Source organism: Stenotrophomonas maltophilia (assembly GCF_001274595.1).
Classification (GTDB): Bacteria; Pseudomonadota; Gammaproteobacteria; order Xanthomonadales; family Xanthomonadaceae; genus Stenotrophomonas; species Stenotrophomonas forensis.
Map to the genome: position 1 here is coordinate 3,569,375 of NZ_CP011010.1, position 18,714 is coordinate 3,588,088.

Below are 18,714 nucleotides of genomic sequence, written 5' to 3' on the forward strand. Positions count from 1 at the left end.
CGGGCATTACATGGGGAACAACATGGCACGCATTCTGATCGTCGACGACTCACCGTCGCAGCTGTTGGGGATACAGCGCATCGTCGAGAAGCTCGGGCACCAGATCCTGACCGCCACCGATGGCGCCGCCGGGGTCGAAACCGCCAAGGCCGAGCTGCCCGACCTGGTCCTGATGGACGTGGTGATGCCCAACCTCAACGGCTTCCAGGCCACCCGCACCCTCGCCCGCGACGAAGCCACCCGGCACATCCCGGTGATCCTGGTGACCACCAAGGACCAGGACACCGACCGCATGTGGGGCATGCGCCAGGGCGCCAAGGCCTACATCACCAAGCCGTTCTCGGAAGACGAACTCTCCGAGGTGCTGGAGCGGGTGTTCGCCGGGCAGGGCTGAAGCCTGCTCCGGTGGGTGCCAACCTTGGTTGGCACATCGCCCTGGTAGGTGCCGACCTTGGTCGGCACGTTTTTGCTGAGTCGAGCATGGCTCAACTCTACATATCAAAGTCGCCGGGCGTGGCCCGGCGCCACCTTCAGATTGACTCGCCGAACGCCTTGGCCAGGTTCCGGTAGGCCTTCTTCTGCGCCTCGTCGGTCGCAGCCGGGGCCACGATTTCGATTTCAACGATCTGGTCGCCGTCCGGATTGCCCGGCAGGCCGCGCCCGCGCAGGCGCAGCTTGCGGCCGGCATCGGAATCGGCCGGGATCTTCAGCTCCACCGCACCGCCCAGGGTCGGTACGCTGATGCTGGTGCCCAGCGCGGCCTGCCATGGCGTGACCGGCAGCGTGTAGAGGATGTTGCGGCCATCGACCTCGAACTGCGGGTGCGCGGCGTACTCCACTTCCAGCAGCAGGTTGCCACCGTGGTTGCCCTGCCCTGCCAGGCGGATCACCTGGCCCGGGCGGATGCCCTTGGGCACGCGCACGTCCAGCTGCTTGCCGTTGACGGTGATGCGCAGGCTGTCGCCGTTGTAGGCCGCCTCCAGCGGAACCGACAGCTTGGCGCGGGTATCACGGTTGGGCGCATGCCCCTGGCTGCTGAAGCCCGGCCCCGGGCCGGCACCGCCACGCTGGCGTGCGAACAGGCTCTCGAAGAAGTCGCTGAAGCCGCCATTGGGGCCGCCACCGCCGAACACTTCCTCGAAATTGAAGCCCCCGGCGCCGCCGTAGTTCGGCGGCACGTTGAATTCCTCGCCCGGGCGGTACCCCTGCGCGCGCAGCTGGTCATAGGCGGCGCGCTTCTCGGGATCGCGCAGCGCCTCGTAGGCCTCGTTGACCGCCTTGAACTTGTCTTCGGCCCCGGCCTCCTTGCTGACATCCGGGTGGTACTTGCGTGCCAGCCGGCGATAGGCGGTCTTGATCTCCGCCTCGCCCGCGCTCGGTTCCACCCCCAGGGTGGCGTAGTAATCCTTGAATTCCATCCAGCTACCTCGATTCGCTTCGGCCGCGCCGGTGGCGCCGCCCCGGGTTCATTCTACGCGCCAGCGATGCTACGCCGCCCATCGTGCGGCCCCGGTGAGGCCGACTGATCCTGCGCAATGCGGCTGCCATCCCGATGCCCCAGGCTGTGGCTGGAAGCCCCCGCCGCAAAGCCTGAAGATGGGGCCTGCACACGGGTTTTCCAATGTCTTGACGCCCCTGTCCCATGCCGGCCACTAGCCTGCCCCTGCAAGGAGTTCACCATGACCATCCACGTTGGCGACCGCATCCCGGAAGTGACCCTCAAGCGCATCCGCGAGGGCATCGAAACGCTCGATACGCATTCGCTGTTCGACGCACGCAAGGTGGTGCTGTTCGCCGTGCCCGGTGCGTTCACCCCGACCTGCTCGGCCCGTCATCTGCCCGGCTACGTCGAGCAGTTCGAGGCGTTCCGCAAGCGCGGCATCGACGTCTACTGCATGGCGGTCAACGATCCGTTCGTGATGAAGGCCTGGGCGGCCGAGCAGAATGTGCCCGATGGCCTGCTGATGCTGTCCGATGGCAATGCCGAACTGACCCGCGCGCTCGGCCTGGAACTCGATGCCAGCGCCTCGGGCATGGGCATCCGCTCGCGCCGCTTCGCCCTGTACGTGGTCGACGGCGTAGTGCGCGCAGCCTGGATCGAACAGCCTGGCCAGTTCGAAGTCTCTTCAGCCGAGTACGTGCTGGAGCACCTGCCCACCTGACTACCAACCGCAAGAGGAAACGGCCAGCCATGTCCAGCAAGCCAGCCAAAGCCCCCAAGCCCGCCGCGAAGATTCCCGGCATCAGCGACCGCAAGACCCTGCGTGACCGCGCCCGCCGCAACATCGAGGATGGTGCGATCACCGACAGCTACAGCGCCGACCGCAAGGTGGTGATCAAGCTGCTCAACGATGCCCTGGCCACCGAATACGTGTGCGTGCTGCGCTACTACCGGCACTACTTCATGGCCAAGGGCATGCTGGCCGACGCGGTCAAGGCCGAGTTCCTCGAACACGCCCAGCAGGAACAGGCTCATGCCGGCAAGCTGGCCGAGCGCATCGTCCAGCTCGGCGGCGAGCCCGATTTCAACCCCGACACGCTGACCGCGCGTTCGCATGCCGAGTACAAGGAAGGCAGCGACCTGCGCGACATGGTCCGCGAGAACCTGGTGGCCGAGCGCATCGCCATCGACAGCTACCGCGAGATGATCAACTTCATCGGCGACCGCGATACCACCACCAAGCGCATCCTCGAAGAGATCCTCGCGCAGGAAGAGGAACACGCCGACGAATTCGCCGACCTGCTGGATGGGTGGATTGGCGAATAGCCTTGTAACGCTCCCGGTAGAGTCGAGCATGGCTCGACTCTACAAGGGCCTGGCGCTACCGCAGGACGTTGAACCGCACCTGCGTCCACGCGCCATCGGCCGCCAGCGCGGTCAGGGTATGCGCGCCCGGGTCGGCGAACTCACGCTGCATCAGCTGCGCGCCACGGGTCTGTGCGATCCAGCGTCCATCCAGCAGCCAGTCCACCGCCTGCTCGCTGCCCAGCGCGCGCAGCTGCAGGCGCACGCCATGCTCCGCATTCGGCGCGCGCGCCAGCGTGGCGCCATCATTGAGCCCGTCGATGTGCAGTGCGACGCTGGCCTCGCGGCCATCATCACGGCAATCCGGCGACAACGGCGGCAGCTGCGAGGCCTCGCGCGTGGCCTTGGACAGCCAGGGCGACAGCAGCGCCGGCCAGCGCGCGATCTCACGCGCCACTTCTTCATGAGGCGCGCTGCAATCGGCGGATACACGCAGGCCGCTGCGGGCATCGGCCAGGTAGCGCTGTCGGCCCGGCTGCCAGCGCCGTGCTTCGCGCTCGGGGAAGGTTGGCGGTGCCGCGCCCTCAAGCAGGTACGCCGGCATCCGCCGCTGGCAGAGTGCCGCCGGCAGGCCTTCGGCCCGCTCGCCGGTCGGCCAGCAGATGTCTTCCTGGCTGACGCTGGCCGGCATCGGTGCGGCAGCCGAGTCACCGCGCTGGCGCGGCAGGCTGTCCACCACTTCGAACATCAGCGGCAAAGCGGTGACCGCACCGTACTGGCCGGGAAGCGGCGTGCCGTCCGGACGCCCCACCCACACGCCCACGGTGTAGTGGCGGGTGCTGCCGATCGCCCACGCATCGCGGTAGCCATAACTGGTGCCGGTCTTCCAGGCCACGCGCGGGCGGCCCCCGACGTCGAAGGTGCCGACGCTGTAGCCCGGGCGCGGGTTCGATTCCAGCATCTCGCGCACGATCCAGCTGGCGCCCGGCGAGGCCAGGCGGCGCTCGATCATCGGCTCATCATCGGTGTAACGCACGCGGCCGGCGATGCCGTTGCGGTTGAGCGCGGCGAACGCGCCGACCAGATCCTCCAGCCGCGCGCCGGTGCCGCCCAGGATCAACGACAGGTTGGGCGTGCTGCCGGGCGGGAAGCGCAGCTGGATGCCGGCGTGCGACAGGCGCGCGGCAAAGCGCGCCGCGCCGACCCGCTGCAGCAGGTCCACCGAAGGCACGTTGAGCGACAGCCGCAACGCGCTGGCGGCGCCGATTGGCCCGTTGAACGCCATGTCGAAATTGCCGGGGCGGTAGCTGCCGAAACTCTGCGGTGCATCGACCAGCAGGCTTTCCGAATGGATCAGGCCATCATCCAGCGCCATCGCGTACAGGAATGGTTTGAGCGTGGAGCCCGGCGAGCGCCAGGCCTGCACCATGTCCACGTGGCCCAGCCGCTGGCGATCGCCGAACGCCAGGGTGCCGACATAAGCGCGCGCCTGCAGGGTCTGGTTGTCGACCACCAACAGCGCTGCAGACGTGCGTTCCGGCAGCGTCGAGAAATAGCTGGCCACGCGTTCTTCCAGCGTGCGCTGCAGGCCGATGTCGATGCTGCTCTGGATGCGTGCCTGGCCCGGATGCGCCGAATGCAGGCGCTGGGCCAGCAGCGCGGCGTGCAGCGGCGGCCGCAGCGAGCGTGCCACCACGTTCTCGATGCGCGCGTCCTCCACCTCGTCCGGCGTCCATGCACCCAGTTCGGCCATGCGTGACAGCACCTTGTCGCGCGCCTTCTGCGCCGCTTCCGGGTGGCGGTCCGGGCGCAGCCGGCTCGGCGCCTGCGGCAGCACCGCCAGCAACGCAGCCTCGGCGTGCGACAACTGCGCCGCCGGCTTGCCCAGGTAGGCCCAGCTGGCCGCTTCCACGCCCTCGATGGTGCCCCCGTAAGGCGCGCGCTCCAGGTACAGGGCCAGGATCTGCCGCTTGCTCAGGTGCACTTCCAGCTGCACCGCGCGCAGCATCTGCTTGAGCTTGCCCCACGGCGTGCGCGTGTGCGGGTCGAGGATGCGTGCGACCTGCATGGTCAGGGTCGAACCGCCGGACACGATGCGGCCGCCGCGCAGCAGCTGGCCACTGGCACGCAGGATCGCCAGCGGGTTGATACCCGGATGCCGCCAGAACCAGCGGTCTTCGTAGGTCAGCAGCGCCTGCAGGTACAACGGCGAGACGCTGTCGATCGACGCCGGATAGCGCCACACGCCTTCGGCATCGGCAAATGCACGCAGCGGCGTGCCGTCGGCAGCCACCACCAGGGTGCTGGTATCGCGCTGCTTCGGCAGCGGCGGCGGGAAGGCGACGTCCAGCACCAGCAGCAGCGCCAGCATGGCTGCCGTGCCCCATCGCAGCCACGGCCACAGCGGCCGCAGCCAGCGGCGCAGGGCCGCCAGCCGGGTCGTCATCGTGCGTTTCATTGCAGGTTGCCAGGGGGACGGGCCGCGCCGTCGCGGCCCGTCCGCGCGGTCACGGCTGCACCACCGTGATCGTGGTCGGGTTGCTGCGGCCCACGCCACGCAGCTGCGGGCGGTACATGTCCTCCACCAGCGGCGGCGGCACCGAGTAGGTACCCGGGGTCACCGCGCGCACCAGGTAGAACACGTTGGCCTTGCTGCCACGCGAGAGCTTCAGCGCGGCCACGTAGCGGTCGTCGCGGAACTCTTCGTGCTTGGTATCGGCCGCTTCACCGCGGTCGCTGATGGTGATGCCATCGACCACCACGTCAGCCCACTGCTTCGCATCGCCCAGGTTGAAGTTCTCGATCTCCAGGCCGGCCGGCAGCAGGTCGGTCAGCAGCGCGTCGGGCATCGTGGTATCGGCGGTGACGGTGACGCGCACGATCAGCGCCTCGCCTTCCTTCAGCGGGCGCGGCGACCATGGCTTGCCATCGGTGCCGTAATAGCTGCGCTCGATGCCGAGCACGCTGTTGTCCGGTGCCGGCGCGCTGCGCGGGATACCCGCCACGTCGATGCTGGCGAACATCGGCGGCTGGCCCTGCGGGGTGAAGCGCACGCCACTGGCCAGCTCGCTGGCACTGAAGTTGCGGCCGAACAGCTTGCGTTCGCTGATCGCTTCGGTCGTGCCGCCGATCACCAGCTCACCGGCCACCAGCGCCTTCTGGTTGGCGGCCAAGGCCTTGCCGAGGCGGGCGATGGCCACCTGTTCCTGCGTGCTGAGCCACATCCAGCCAGCATTGCGGCGCGCGTCCAGGCCACGGCCCAGATCCACCGCACGCGCATCCCAGGCCGGCTTGGCCAGCTTGTTCTCGTGGGTCAGCGCGATCATCAGCGCGTCATCACGGATCGCGCTGCCGTAGTCGCCGAAGTACGACGGGCGTTCGCTGCTGGACTTGGCGAAGGCCGCGGCCAATGCCGCCTGGCCACGCTTGGCATCGCCCTGCAGCGACAGCGCCACGCCCAGATGGACCAGCGACAGGCCGCCGACCGCCTTGCTGCGCTCGTTGTCATACAGCGTGCGCAGCGTCCCCAGCGGAGCGCGGTTGACCCGGGCCAGCACGTAGCCCGAATACGCCTGGTTGGCGAACTTCAGCTTCTCGCGGTCGTCCTGGCCGTAGAACTGATTGCCACCGGACAGCAGGTCCTCGCTGAGGCGGTTGAGCGCCTTCTGCAGCACGTTGTCGGGCACCGCGAAGCCAGCATCCTTGGCGTCGAGCAGGAACTCGGTGATGTAAGGGGTCAGCCACGGGTTCACGTAGCCATCGTCACCCCACATCGAGAAGTTGCCGTTGGCCACCTGCATCGACGCCAGGCGGCCGAACGCGCCTTCCATGCGCTCGCGGCGGGTCTTGGCGTCCAGGCCGTCGGCGCCAAGCATCGACGACGTGGCCTGATCCAGGATCAGCGCGGCGTAACCCTTGCTGGTGGTCTGCTCGGCACAGCCATACGGGTAGTTCAGCGCGCCCTGCAGCGCACTGGCGAACGGGATCGGTGGCAGCGGGCTGACCAGCAGGCGTGCATTCACCGACTCGGACATCAGGCCATCGGTCAGGCTGTTGTCGAGGCTGACCGCGGCCAGCGGATCGAGCGTGCGCACCTGCGAGCGCAGCACCTGCGGCCACGCCGCACGCACCGGCAGCTCGTAACGGCGATCGGCCTTGAAGCCGTTGCCGTCCACGCGCACGCGCACCTTGGCCACGCTGTGGCCTTCGCGCGCCGACAGCGGGAAGCTCAACGTGGTCTTGGCATCGGCATTCAACTGCACGCTGCGGCTGCCCTCGCCCAGGTTCAGCGGCCCCTCGCTTTCCACCTTCACGTTGAACTGGCCGGGCTTGCCGGTGAAGTTCTGCACGTCCAGGGTCACGGTGCTGCGGTCGCCCGGCGCCAGCACGCGCGGCATGCTGGCCTCGGCCAGGATCGGCGCACGCACCACGGTTTCCACGTCGCGCTTGCCGTACTGGTCATCGCTGTAGACCAGTGCCGACACGCGCAGGGTGCCGTTGAAGTCGGGCACCTTCAGGCGGATGCGGGCGATGCCCTTGGCATCGAGCTGCACCGGGCCGGAGAACAGGTCCACGGTCTGCACGCGGGCGGTGGGGCGCTTGGCCTGCGGCAACGCCTGCAGCGCCATGTCACCGCCGAACTTCAGCTTGCCGGCGCCACCGTCGAAGCTCTCGATCACCCGGCTGTAGATGTCGTAGGCATCAATGCCGAGACGACGCTGCGCGAAGAAGTGCGCGCCGGCATTCGGCACCGGGAAGCGGGTGATGTTGAGGATGCCCACGTCCACCGCCGACACGGTGACGTGTGCGGTCTTGCCCGCCAGCTGCGGTGCGCTGACGGTTACCGGCAGGTCCTGCTCCGGGCGCATCTGCTTGGGCGCGACCAGGCCGACGGCCACGGTGCGGCCCTTGCGGTCCATCGGCACATGCACCACGCCCACGGCACGGGCCGGGGTGATCTTGCTCGGCGCACTGCCGCCACGGAACACCAGCGCGGTGATGTAGACGTCGTGCCGCTCCCAGTCGGCGGTGACCGGAATCTTGAAGGTCGAACCCGGCTTGGCCTCGATGTCCTGCACGTACAGCATGCGGTCGGTCTCGACCATCAGGATGCCCTTGCCAGCGTGCGGCGGGGTCACCGTCACTTCCAGCGTGTCACCGGCCTTGTAGCCGGTCTTGTCCAGGCCCAGCTTGACCTTGTCCGGGCGTGCGTCCAGGCCGCGGTTGTCATCGCCCCAGCTCCAGCCGGCGCGGAACGGGTAGCGGCTGGTCAGGCCGGTGGACGGATCGAACACGTCCACCCGGTACTCGCCCCACTCCACCGGGAAATCGAAGGCGACCGCGCTGCTGCCGGCATCGACGGTACGGGTTTCCTTGTTCTCGAAGCGGCGGGTGAAATCGTAATCCCAGCGGTTGTCGTTGAAGGTCCAGTGGTAATCGCGCAGTTCGCGCACCAGGGTGATCTTCAGGCCCTTGGCCGGCTGCGGGTTACCGGCGGCGTCCACGCGCATCAGCTCGAAGCGCGCATTGCCGTTGGAATCGGCGCCATCATCGGGGTTGAACAGCGGGCGCACGCCGACCAGCGCATTGGCCGGCCACATCACCCGCTTCAGGGTACGGGTGACCGTGCGGCCACCGGTTTCATACAGGCTGCCGGACAGCACCACCGCGATCGGCGCCTTGGCCTTGGCCGCCTCTTCCGGCAATGCCACGTCCTCGCGCAGCTGGCCATTGGCCGGCAGCGTGGTATCGACCACGTCCTTGGCTTCGCGCGGCAGCTGCAGGGTCGGGTCGCCGAAGAAATACCCCGGCAGGCCGTCCACCGGCTTCTGTTCGGCCGCCACCGCCATGCGCGCGGTGAAGCGGTTGCCATCGGCCGGCGCGCCATACAGGTAAGCGCCATTGGCCTGCAGGCGCAGCGCCTCGCCCGGCTTCAGGGTCTTCTGCGCGCTGTCCAGCTCCAGCTTCATGCGCTCGGGCAGGAACTCTTCGATGCGCAGGGTCATGCCCTGGATCGCTTCCTTGCTGGCCGGGTCGGTGCGGAACTCGACCTGCCAGCGCCCGGTCGGCGCCTCGGCCGGAATCACCTGTTCGAAGTTGATGTAACCCTGGTCGCCCGGCTGCAGGCGGGTCTCACGGAAGGTCTTGCCGTCGGGCTGCTTCAGGCGCAGGAATACCGGCTGAGCCTTGACCGGCTTGCCATCGTTGTCGCGCAGCAGTGCGGACAGGCGCACGGTCTCGCCCGGGCGATACAGGTCACGCCCCGACCACGCGTAGACGTCGAACCAGGCATTGTCACGACCGGCCACGGCGAATTCGCTCAGGTCCAGCGCCGGCTGGTTGAACGGCAGGAAGCTGGTGTCCTTGCCGCTGCTGGCGACCAGCACGTGGGTCGCATCCAGGGTGTAGTTCAGCAACGCGTTGCCGTTGCCGTCGGTGCTGCCCTTCAGGACCACCTCGCCCTTGGCATCGAGTACGCGCAGGTCGATGCCCTTCAGCGGCGCGCCGTCCTTCAGGCCGGCGGTGTGCACGAACAGCTTGTCCTTGTAGGCACGGGTATGCAGGCCGATGTCACTGACCGAGAAGAACGCGGTATCGAACTCGCCTTCATAGTCACCGGTACGCTTGAGCAGGGCGAAATACAGGCCCGGCTCCTGCAGCTCCTTGATGTCCTGGGTCGGCAGGTAGGTCAGCACCCGCTCGTTCTGCTTGCCACCGAGGATGAAGCGGTTGACGTAGACCGGCTCGGCCAGCTTGTTGATCGGGCTGCGCTCGTAGTCGCTGCTCAGTTCCCAGCTGCCACGGCGGCCGCCGCGCTGGTACTGGCTGAAGAAGGTCGGCAGGTCCTTCTCGCGCACGCGCAGGAACTCGACGTCGACCTCCGGCACGTTCACCGAGACCACCGGCAGGCCGCGGCTGTCCTTGGCCGGCAGCACGCTGCCCTGCGAGGCGAAGCCGACCACCGGCTTCAGCTCGCCGCTGAACACCTTCTGCTTCAGTTCCTTGCCCAGGCGGCTGCCATCGGCGGCCAGCAGGTCCGGCGAGACCACCAGGCTGAATTCCTTGCCGGCCTCGACGAACGGGTAGCGCAGGGTCAGGCCGTCGTCGGACAGCGTCCAGCTGCTGTCATCGGTGCCGACCTTCTCTTCGAAGCGCACCAGCTTGTCGAAGTCCTGGGTGCCGACCAGCGGGCGCGAGAACTCCAGCGCCAGCGACAGGCCGTCATTCTTCTGGTCCGGGTAGGCGCGCAGCAGGGTGAACTCCTTCACCTGCTCGGCTTTGGTGGTGATCGCTTCACCGCTGGTCTTGGGCAACTGCCCACTGTCGTTGCGGCAGCCGGCCAGGCCCAGCAACAGGCCTCCTGCCAGTACCGCCGCCGCCCATCCCCACCGCTTCCGCCGCGCCGGACCGCTCATATCGTCACTCCTTGATCGAGGTGGCCATTATAGGCGCGCCGCGTCAAGGTGTTGACGCGAATCCGGCAATTGCCCGGGGCGGGTAGTGCCGGCCGCTGACCGGCAGGACCGGTAGCCGCCAACCTTGGTTGGCGCCCTCATGCCAACCAAGATTGGCACCCACCAACGCGCCCCTACCCCGGCAGGTACAGGTCCACGTAGTCGGTCACCGGCATCGCCGCCAGTGCCACCGGGTCCAGCGACGCGGCCAGGATGCGTTGCTGCTGGACGGTCGGGAAACGGTGGGCCAGGTGCCGGCGGAACTTGTCCATCAGCAGCGGGATGCCTTCCTCGCGGCGCCGGGCGTGACCGAGCGGGTACTCCACCAGCACCTCCGGCAGTTCGCTGCCATCGGTGAAACGCACGCTCAGGCCGTTGGCAATGCTGCGCTTGTCCGGGTCAAGGTAATCGGCGCTGAGCCGCGGATCCTCATGGCAGGCCATCTTCGCGCGCAGCGCGTCGATGCGCGGATCGGCGGCAACGTCGTCCTCGTAATCCTCGGCCACCAGCCGCCCATGCAGCAGCGCGATGGCGACCATGTACTGCACGCAGTGGTCACGGTCGGCCGGATTGTGCAGCGGGCCCTGCTTGTCGATGATGCGGATGCAGGCTTCCTGGGTGCGGATCGCGATGTGCGCGATGTCTTCGACCCGGCGCCCCGTCGCGCGCAGCTGCTGGTGCAGCGTGATCGCGGCCTCGACCGCGGTCTGGCCGTGGAACTCGGCCGGGTAGCTGATCTTGAACAGCACGTTCTCCATCACATAACTGCCCAGCGGCCGCCCCAGCGTCAGCTGCTGGCCATGCATCGACACTGCCTCAAAGCCCCAGGTCGGTGCGCTCAGCACGCTTGGGTAACCCATCTCGCCACTGGCCGCCATCAAGGCGAGGCGCACGCCACGGCTGGTCGCATCGCCCGCCGCCCAGCTCTTGCGCGAGCCGGTGTTGGGCGCATGACGGTAGGTCCGCAGCGCCTGGCCATCGACCCAGGCCAGCGACAGCGCATTGAGCATGCGTTCGCGATCCAGCCCGAGCAGGTGCGCGACCACCGCGGTGGTGGCCACCTTGACCAGCACCACATGGTCCAGCCCGACCCGGTTGAACGAATTCTGCAGGGCCAGCACGCCCTGGATCTCGTGCGCCTTGATCATCGCCAGCAGCACGTCGTGCAGGGTCGGCGGCGGGCGACGCAGGGCCTGTGCGTTTCGTCCCAGCCAATCACAGACGGCGAGGATGCCGCCGAGATTGTCCGACGGATGCCCCCATTCGGCGGCCAACCAGGTGTCGTTGAAATCCAGCCAGCGCACCATCGCGCCGAGGTTGAAGGCGGCCTGCACCGGGTCCAGCACGTAGTGCGTACCCGGCACGCGCGCGCCGTTGACCACGCTGATGCCCGGCACCAGCGGCCCGAGCAGCTTGCTGCAGGCCGGGAAGGACAACGCTTCCAGCCCGCAGCCCAGCGTATCGAGCAGGCAGTGATGCGCGGTCTGGAACGCCAGCGGTGAGTCGATGCGCGCGTCGCGCACGTAGTCGACAATGTCCACCAGCAGCGCATCCCACGCTGCACGTTCGTTGGATGGAACGGGGTTGCTGGACATCGTCGATCTCCTCGTTGCGGTGCACGGTTGCCCGTGCACCAAGCCAACCAAGGTTGGCAGCTACCAGAGCACTATTCGGCCGGCACCCGCACCTTGCCTTCCATCAATACGCGGGCACTGCGGCTCATGATGGCCTTGGTCACCGTCCACTGGCCGTCAACGCGGCCGGCCTGCGCGCCCACGCGCAGCGTGCCGGAGGGATGGCCGAAGGTCACCGCCTCGCGTTCGCCGCCACCGGCGGCACGATTGACCAGGGTGCCTGGAATCGCCGCCGCGGTGCCGATCGCCACGGCCGCGGTACCCATCATCGCGTGGTGCAGCTTGCCCATCGACAGCGCACGCGCGTGCAGGTCGATGGCCGAGGCCGCAATGGCCTTGCCGCTGGACGATACGTAGTCCTGTGCCGGCGCCACGAAGGCCACCTTCGGCGTGTGCTGGCGGGTCGCCGCGTCTTCAAGTTTCGAGATCAGGCCCATGCGCAGCGCTCCATGCGCACGGATGGCTTCGAACTTCTGCAGCGCCGCCTTGTCCTCGTTGATCGCCGGCTGCAGTTCGGTGCCGGTGTAGCCCAGATCGGCGGCGTTGAGGAAGATGGTCGGAATACCGGCGGTGATCATGGTCACCTCGAAGCTGCCCACGCCGGGTACGTCGAGGGTGTCCACCAGATTGCCGGTGGGGAACATCGCGCCGGCATCACCGTCGTCGGAGGGATCGATGAATTCCAGCTGGATTTCGGCGGCCGGGAAGGTCACGCCATCCAGCTCGAAATCGCCGGTCTCCTGCACTTGGCCATCGCGCATCGGCACGTGGGCGATGATGGTCTTGCCGATGTTGGCCTGCCAGATGCGCACAGTACACAGGCCATCGCGCGGCACGCGGGCCGGATCGATCAGGCCGTTGGCAATCGCGAACGGGCCGACCGCGGTGCTGAGATTGCCGCAGTTGCCGCTCCAATCGACGAAGGCGGTTTCGATCGAGACCTGGCCGTACAGATAATCCACGTCGTGGTCAGGCACCGAAGCGGCGGAAATGATCACGCACTTGCTGGTGCTGGAGGTGGCACCGCCCATGCCGTCGGTCTGCTTGCCATACGGATCGGGCGAACCGATCACGCGCATCAGCAGTGCATCGCGTGCGGCGCCCGGCACCTGCGCGGCTTCAGGCAGATCCTGCAGGCGGAAGAACACGCCCTTGCTGGTGCCACCGCGCATGTAGGTGGCGGGAATACGGAGTTGCGGAAGGAAGCTCATGACATTCTCGATAAGGTAAGGAACACGCACTACGCAGGCTGCAACCGCTGTCGCCGACGATCTGCGGCGGAGGCCCCCTGCTGCCAGCGGAACAGATACAGGATGACCAGTTTGGTGCTGCCGCTCACCACGGCCAGCAGCAGCAACGGCCATCCCATCTGCATCCCCATGGCGAAGGCAAACACGATCGTCGACAGGTCCATCAGCAGGATCAACTGACTCATCCGCAGCGACACTGCACCGGTATGGCCATTGCGCAGGATCAGCAGGATCTGATGCGTGTAGCCCTGCGCCAGCAAGGCAGTAATGACCACTATCATCGCGCTGGCGACTACCCTGCCCTCATCCACATGCCGGTCACCCCAGGCCAGCCCGGCCAGTGCGCAGAGCAACAACAGGGCGGCTGTCAGCACGCTGGTCGTAGCGGAGCGGCTCCGTCGGTCGCGCCAGATCTCCACCAGGATGGCCATGACCAGTAGCGACGCGAGCAAGCGCGGCCAGACAATGAAGTGATTGAACGGCGTGATGCTGTAGCCATAGACGAAGAAGGACAGGTAGGCCAGGAAGCTGACCGTGAACTGGTTCAGCGAAAGCACCGCAGTGGCGCTGTCAGCCGCGCCCGCACGTTCCCGGCGGCGGCGCACCAGCCGCAGCTGCGCGCCCACACCCAACAGGCTCAGCAGGATGAAGGCGGTGTTGACCGTACCTGCGATGTTGTAGAACGCGGTTCCCATGCAGATGGGGCAACGCCCCTCTCCTTCGTGACCACCGCCATGCGGGCCGAAGCCAGCATGGCGGCAACTCGACACAAGGCAGCCAGCCGCTGCCTTACGCCACCTTGGCGCCTTCCAGGAAGTCCTGGGCGAAGCGCTGCAGCACGCCGCCGGCCTCGTAGATCGCCACTTCCTCATCGCTGTCCAGGCGGCAGGTGACCGGCACGATCACGTCCTGGCCATCGCGGCGATGGATGACCAGGGTCAGCTCGGCACGCGGAGTACGCTCGCCGACCACGTCGAAGGTCTCGGTGCCGTCGATGCCCAGGGTCAGGCGGGTGGTGCCCGGCTTGAACTCCAGCGGCAGCACGCCCATGCCGATCAGGTTGGTGCGGTGGATGCGTTCAAAGCCTTCGGCCACGATCGCTTCCACGCCAGCCAGGCGCACGCCCTTGGCAGCCCAGTCACGCGAGCTGCCCTGGCCGTAGTCGGCACCGGCGATGATGATCAGCGGCTGCTTGCGGTCCATGTAGGTTTCGATCGCTTCCCACATGCGCATGACCTTGCCTTCCGGCTCCACGCGCGCCAGCGAACCCTGCTTCACGCTGCCGTCGTCGTTGCGCACCATCTCGTTGAACAGCTTCGGATTGGCGAACGTGGCGCGCTGCGCGGTCAGGTGGTCGCCGCGGTGGGTGGCGTACGAATTGAAGTCTTCTTCCGGCAAACCCATCTTCGCCAGGTATTCACCAGCGGCACTCGACGCCATGATCGCGTTGGACGGCGACAGGTGGTCGGTGGTGATGTTGTCCGGCAGCACCGCCAGCGCGCGCATGCCGGCCAGCGTGCGCTCACCGGCCAATGCACCCTCCCAGTACGGCGGGCGGCGGATGTAGGTGCTCTGCGGGCGCCAGTCGTACAGCGGGCTGACCGCAGCGCCATGTTCAACGCGCACGTTGAACATCGGGTTGTAGACCTTGCGGAACTGCTCGGGCTTCACCGAGGCCTTCACCACGGCATCAATTTCAGCATCGCTCGGCCAGATGTCCTTCAGGCGCACCTCGTTGCCGTCGGCGTCCACGCCCAGCACGTCCTTCTCGATATCGAAGCGGACGGTACCGGCGATGGCGTAGGCGATCACCAGCGGCGGCGAAGCCAGGAAGGCCTGCTTGGCGTACGGATGGATGCGGCCATCGAAGTTGCGATTGCCCGACAGCACAGCCGTGGCGTACAGGTCACGATCGATGATTTCCTGCTGGATCTTCGGGTCCAGCGCGCCACTCATGCCGTTGCAGGTGGTGCAGGCGAACGCCACGATGCCGAAACCCAGCTGTTCCAGGTCCGGCAGCAGGCCGGACTCTTCCAGGTACAGCTGCACGGCCTTGGAACCCGGCGCCAGCGACGACTTCACCCACGGCTTGCGCTGCAGGCCACGCGCATTGGCATTGCGCGCCAGCAGCGCGGCGGCGATCACGTTGCGCGGATTGGAGGTATTGGTGCAGCTGGTGATGGCCGCGATGATCACCGCGCCATCGGGCATCAGGCCCTGCGCCTGCTCGGCCTTGCCCGCTTCCAGCTTGGCTTCGTCGGCGATGCCGCGCTCGGCCAGCTCGGCGGTGGCCACGCGCTTGTGCGGGTTGGACGGCCCGGCCATGTTGCGCACCACGCTGGACAGGTCGAAACGCAGCACGCGCTCGTACTGCGCGGTGGCCAGGTCATCGGCCCACAGGCCGGTGGTGCGCGCGTAGTTTTCCACCAGCGCCACCTGCGACTCCTCGCGGCCGGTCAGGCGCAGGTAGTCGATGGTCTGCGCGTCGATGTAGAACATCGCCGCGGTCGCGCCGTATTCCGGGCACATGTTGGAGATGGTGGCGCGGTCACCGATGGTCAGTGCCGCCGCACCCTCGCCGAAGAATTCAAGCCACGCGCCGACCACGCGCTCCTTGCGCAGGAACTCGGTCAGGGCCAGCACCACGTCGGTGGCGGTGATGCCCGGCTGCGGGCGACCACTCAGTTCGACGCCGACGGTATCGGGCAGGCGCATCCACGAGGCGCGGCCGAGCATCACGTTCTCCGCCTCCAGTCCGCCTACACCGATCGCGATCACACCCAGCGCATCCACGTGCGGGGTATGGCTGTCGGTGCCCACGCAGGTATCGGGGAACGCAACACCGTCCTGCACGTAGACCACCGGCGACATCTTCTCCAGGTTGATCTGATGCATGATGCCGTTGCCGGGCGGAATCACGTCCACGTTCTGGAACGCCAGCTTGGTCCAGTCGATGAAGTGGAAGCGGTCTTCGTTGCGGCGATCCTCGATGGCGCGGTTCTTCTCGAACGCCTGCGGGTCGTAACCACCACACTCCACCGCCAGCGAGTGATCGACGATCAGCTGCACCGGCACCACCGGATTGACCTTGGCCGGATCACCGCCCTTGTCGGCGATCGCATCGCGCAGACCAGCCAGATCGACCAATGCGGTCTGGCCGAGAATGTCATGGCAGACCACGCGGGCCGGGAACCACGGGAAATCGAGGTCGCGGCGGCGCTCGATCAACTGCTTCAGCGAGTCACTGAGCGTGGCCGGATCGCAGCGGCGCACCAGGTTCTCGGCCAGCACGCGCGAGGTGTACGGCAGGGTGGCATAGGCGCCGGGCTGGATCGCATCGACGGCGGCACGCGCGTCGAAATAGTCCAGCGCGCTGCCGGGAAGGGTCTTGCGGTAATCGGTATTCATGGGCTGGCGGAGTGCTTGAGGCGGGCCGGGTGCCGGCGGTGCGGCGGCGAAAGCACCCGGCCGGCATAGGGCCGGCCGGATGGATACAGCAGGTGGATCAGACGCGCTTGTCGATGGCGACGAAGTCGCGGTCTTCCGGGCCGATGTAGTTGGCACTCGGGCGGATGATCTTGCCGTCGATGCGCTGCTCGACGATGTGTGCGCTCCAGCCGGCGGTGCGGGCGATCACGAACAGGGGGGTGAACATGGCGGTCGGCACGCCCATCATGTGGTAGCTGACGGCGCTGAACCAGTCCAGGTTCGGGAACATCTTCTTGATGTCCCACATCACCGATTCCAGGCGCTCGGCGATGTCGTACATCTTCATGCTCGACTGTTCTTCGGACAGCTCGCGGGCGACGTCCTTGATCACCTTATTGCGCGGATCGGAGACGGTGTAGACCGGGTGGCCGAAACCGATCACCACTTCCTTGCGCTCGACGCGGGCCTTGATGTCTTCCTCGGCCTCATCCGGGTTGTCGTAGCGCTTCTGCACTTCGAACGCCACTTCGTTGGCGCCGCCATGCTTCGGGCCGCGCAGCGCGCCGATGCCACCGCAGATCGCGCTGTACATGTCGCTGCCGGTGCCGGCGATGACGCGGCAGGTGAAGGTCGAGGCGTTGAACTCGTGCTCGGCGTACAGGATCAGCGAGGTGTGCATCGCCTTCACCCACGAATCCTGCGGCTTCTCGCCATGCAGCAGGTGCAGGAAGTGGCCGCCGATCGAGTCATCGTCGGTTTCCACATCGATGGCGCGGCCGTTGTGGCTCCAGTGGTACCAGTACAGCAGCATCGAGCCGAGGCAGGCCATCAGCTTGTCGGCGATGTCACGCGCGCCCGGGTGGTTGTGGTCGTCCTTCTCCGGCGCCACGCAGCCGAGCACCGACACGCCGGTGCGCATCACGTCCATCGGGTGCGCCGACGGCGGCAGCTCCTCCAGCGCGGCCTTCACCGCAGCCGGAATGCCACGCAGCGACTTCAGCTTGGCCTTGTACGAAACCAGCTCGGCGCGGGTCGGCAGCTTGCCGTGCACCAGCAGGTAGGCGATTTCCTCGAACTCGCTGGTGTTGGCCAGGTCCAGGATGTCGTAGCCACGGTAGTGCAGGTCGTTGCCGCTGCGGCCGACGCTGCACAGCGCGGTGTTGCCGGCGGCGGTGCCGGACAGGGCGACGGACTTCTTCGGCTTGAAGGTCGGGGTTGCGGTCGTATCGTTCATGTTTTCCCTCCGAAAACTGATGGTGCAGGGTACTGCTTATTTCTTGGCGGCGAACAGTGCATCGAGCTGCTGCTCGAAGGCGTGGTAGCCGATGCGGTCGTAGAGTTCTTCGCGGGTCTGCATGGTCTCCACCACGTTGCGCTGGTGGCCATCACGGCGCACCGCCTGGTAGACGTTCTCCGCCGCCTTGTTGGCCGCGCGGAACGCGGACAGCGGGAACAGCTGGATGGCCACGCCGGCCGAGGCCAGTTCATCGCGACTGAACAGCGGGGTTGCGCCGAATTCGGTGATGTTGGCCAGCACCGGCACCTTCACCGCGTCGACGAAGCGACGGTAGGTGTCCAGGTCGTAGGCGGCCTCGGCGAAGATGCCATCGGCACCGGCCTCGACACAGGCGATGGCGCGCTCGATGGCCTTGTCCACGCCGTCCACCTGGATGGCGTCGGTACGTGCGATCAGGAAGAAGTCCGGATCGGTCTTGGCGTCAGCTGCGGCCTTCACGCGGTCGACCATTTCACCCTGCGACACGATCTCCTTGCCCGGGCGGTGGCCGCAGCGCTTGGCGCCGACCTGGTCTTCGATATGACAGGCCGCGGCGCCGGCCTTGATCAGCGACTTCACGGTGCGCGCGATGTTGAACGCGCTCGGACCGAAGCCGGTGTCGATGTCGACCATCAACGGCAGGTCGCAAACATCGGTGATGCGACGCACATCCACCAGCACGTCTTCCAGGGTGTTGATGCCCAGGTCCGGCAGGCCCAGCGAGCCGGCGGCAACGCCGCCACCGGACAGGTAGATGGCGCGGAAGCCGGCGCGCTTGGCCAGCAGGGCGTGGTTGGCGTTGATCGCGCCGATCACCTGCAGCGGCGATTCGGCAGCCAGCGCCTCACGGAAGCGGGCACCGGCGGAAAAAGGAGTGGAAGCGGTCATGCGGCAATCCAGGTTGAAGAACGCAGGGGTAGGCGCA

At 67.1% G+C, this 18,714-nt stretch carries 12 protein-coding genes; 3 read left to right on the forward strand and 9 right to left on the reverse strand.

Annotation, left to right across the window (positions count from 1 at the left end; all coding sequences use genetic code 11):
• Positions 1-22: 22 nt before the first annotated feature.
• Entirely contained in the window at positions 23-394 is a 372-nt protein-coding gene (gene pilH / locus VN11_RS16400) for a twitching motility response regulator PilH (RefSeq protein WP_005410644.1), read from the forward strand.
• 136 nt (positions 395-530) lie between these two features.
• Here the strand turns inward: pilH and VN11_RS16405 are convergent, their stop codons facing one another.
• On the reverse strand, positions 531-1,418 hold the full coding sequence (locus VN11_RS16405; protein WP_006463346.1) for a DnaJ C-terminal domain-containing protein: 888 nt from the start codon (positions 1,416-1,418) through the stop codon (positions 531-533).
• Positions 1,419-1,679: 261 nt separating this feature from the next.
• Here VN11_RS16405 and VN11_RS16410 point away from each other — a divergent pair, with 261 nt between their 5' ends.
• Both VN11_RS16410 and VN11_RS16415 read left to right on the forward strand, forming a co-directional pair.
• The gene (locus VN11_RS16410) at positions 1,680-2,162 is read left to right on the forward strand and encodes a peroxiredoxin (protein WP_053450505.1); all 483 of its coding nucleotides are present in this window, start codon (positions 1,680-1,682) and stop codon (positions 2,160-2,162) included.
• Between the two features lie 29 nt (positions 2,163-2,191).
• Positions 2,192-2,767 carry a ferritin-like domain-containing protein gene (locus VN11_RS16415; RefSeq protein WP_006463374.1) on the forward strand — a complete coding sequence of 192 codons (576 nt, stop codon included), beginning with the start codon at positions 2,192-2,194 and terminating at the stop codon, positions 2,765-2,767.
• 55 nt (positions 2,768-2,822) lie between these two features.
• On the opposite strand, the gene pbpC is transcribed toward VN11_RS16415, so the two are convergent.
• From pbpC to prpB, 8 genes are all read right to left on the reverse strand, one after another.
• Positions 2,823-5,204, reverse strand: a complete 2,382-nt coding sequence (gene pbpC, locus VN11_RS16420) for a penicillin-binding protein 1C (protein ID WP_053450506.1) — start codon at positions 5,202-5,204, stop codon at positions 2,823-2,825.
• Between the two features lie 49 nt (positions 5,205-5,253).
• A complete protein-coding gene (locus VN11_RS16425; RefSeq protein ID WP_053450507.1) occupies positions 5,254-10,161 on the reverse strand; it encodes an alpha-2-macroglobulin family protein in 4,908 nt (1,635 codons plus the stop codon).
• 173 nt (positions 10,162-10,334) lie between these two features.
• The gene (locus VN11_RS16430) at positions 10,335-11,795 is read right to left on the reverse strand and encodes a bifunctional 2-methylcitrate dehydratase/aconitate hydratase (RefSeq protein ID WP_053450508.1); all 1,461 of its coding nucleotides are present in this window, start codon (positions 11,793-11,795) and stop codon (positions 10,335-10,337) included.
• 71 nt (positions 11,796-11,866) lie between these two features.
• Positions 11,867-13,045: a 2-methylaconitate cis-trans isomerase PrpF gene (gene prpF, locus VN11_RS16435; RefSeq protein WP_053450509.1), complete on the reverse strand. Its 1,179-nt coding sequence runs from the start codon at positions 13,043-13,045 to the stop codon at positions 11,867-11,869.
• Between the two features lie 29 nt (positions 13,046-13,074).
• On the reverse strand, positions 13,075-13,779 hold the full coding sequence (locus VN11_RS16440) for a hypothetical protein (RefSeq protein WP_053450510.1): 705 nt from the start codon (positions 13,777-13,779) through the stop codon (positions 13,075-13,077).
• A gap of 94 nt (positions 13,780-13,873) precedes the next feature.
• Entirely contained in the window at positions 13,874-16,492 is a 2,619-nt protein-coding gene (acnD, locus tag VN11_RS16445; RefSeq protein WP_053450511.1) for a Fe/S-dependent 2-methylisocitrate dehydratase AcnD, read from the reverse strand.
• A gap of 97 nt (positions 16,493-16,589) precedes the next feature.
• A complete protein-coding gene (gene prpC, locus VN11_RS16450) occupies positions 16,590-17,747 on the reverse strand; it encodes a bifunctional 2-methylcitrate synthase/citrate synthase (protein WP_008265338.1) in 1,158 nt (385 codons plus the stop codon).
• A 36-nt stretch (positions 17,748-17,783) separates the two neighbouring features.
• Positions 17,784-18,677, reverse strand: coding sequence for a methylisocitrate lyase (gene prpB / locus VN11_RS16455; protein ID WP_010482769.1), 894 nt, complete (start codon positions 18,675-18,677; stop codon positions 17,784-17,786).
• Between the last annotated feature and the right edge of the window lie 37 nt (positions 18,678-18,714).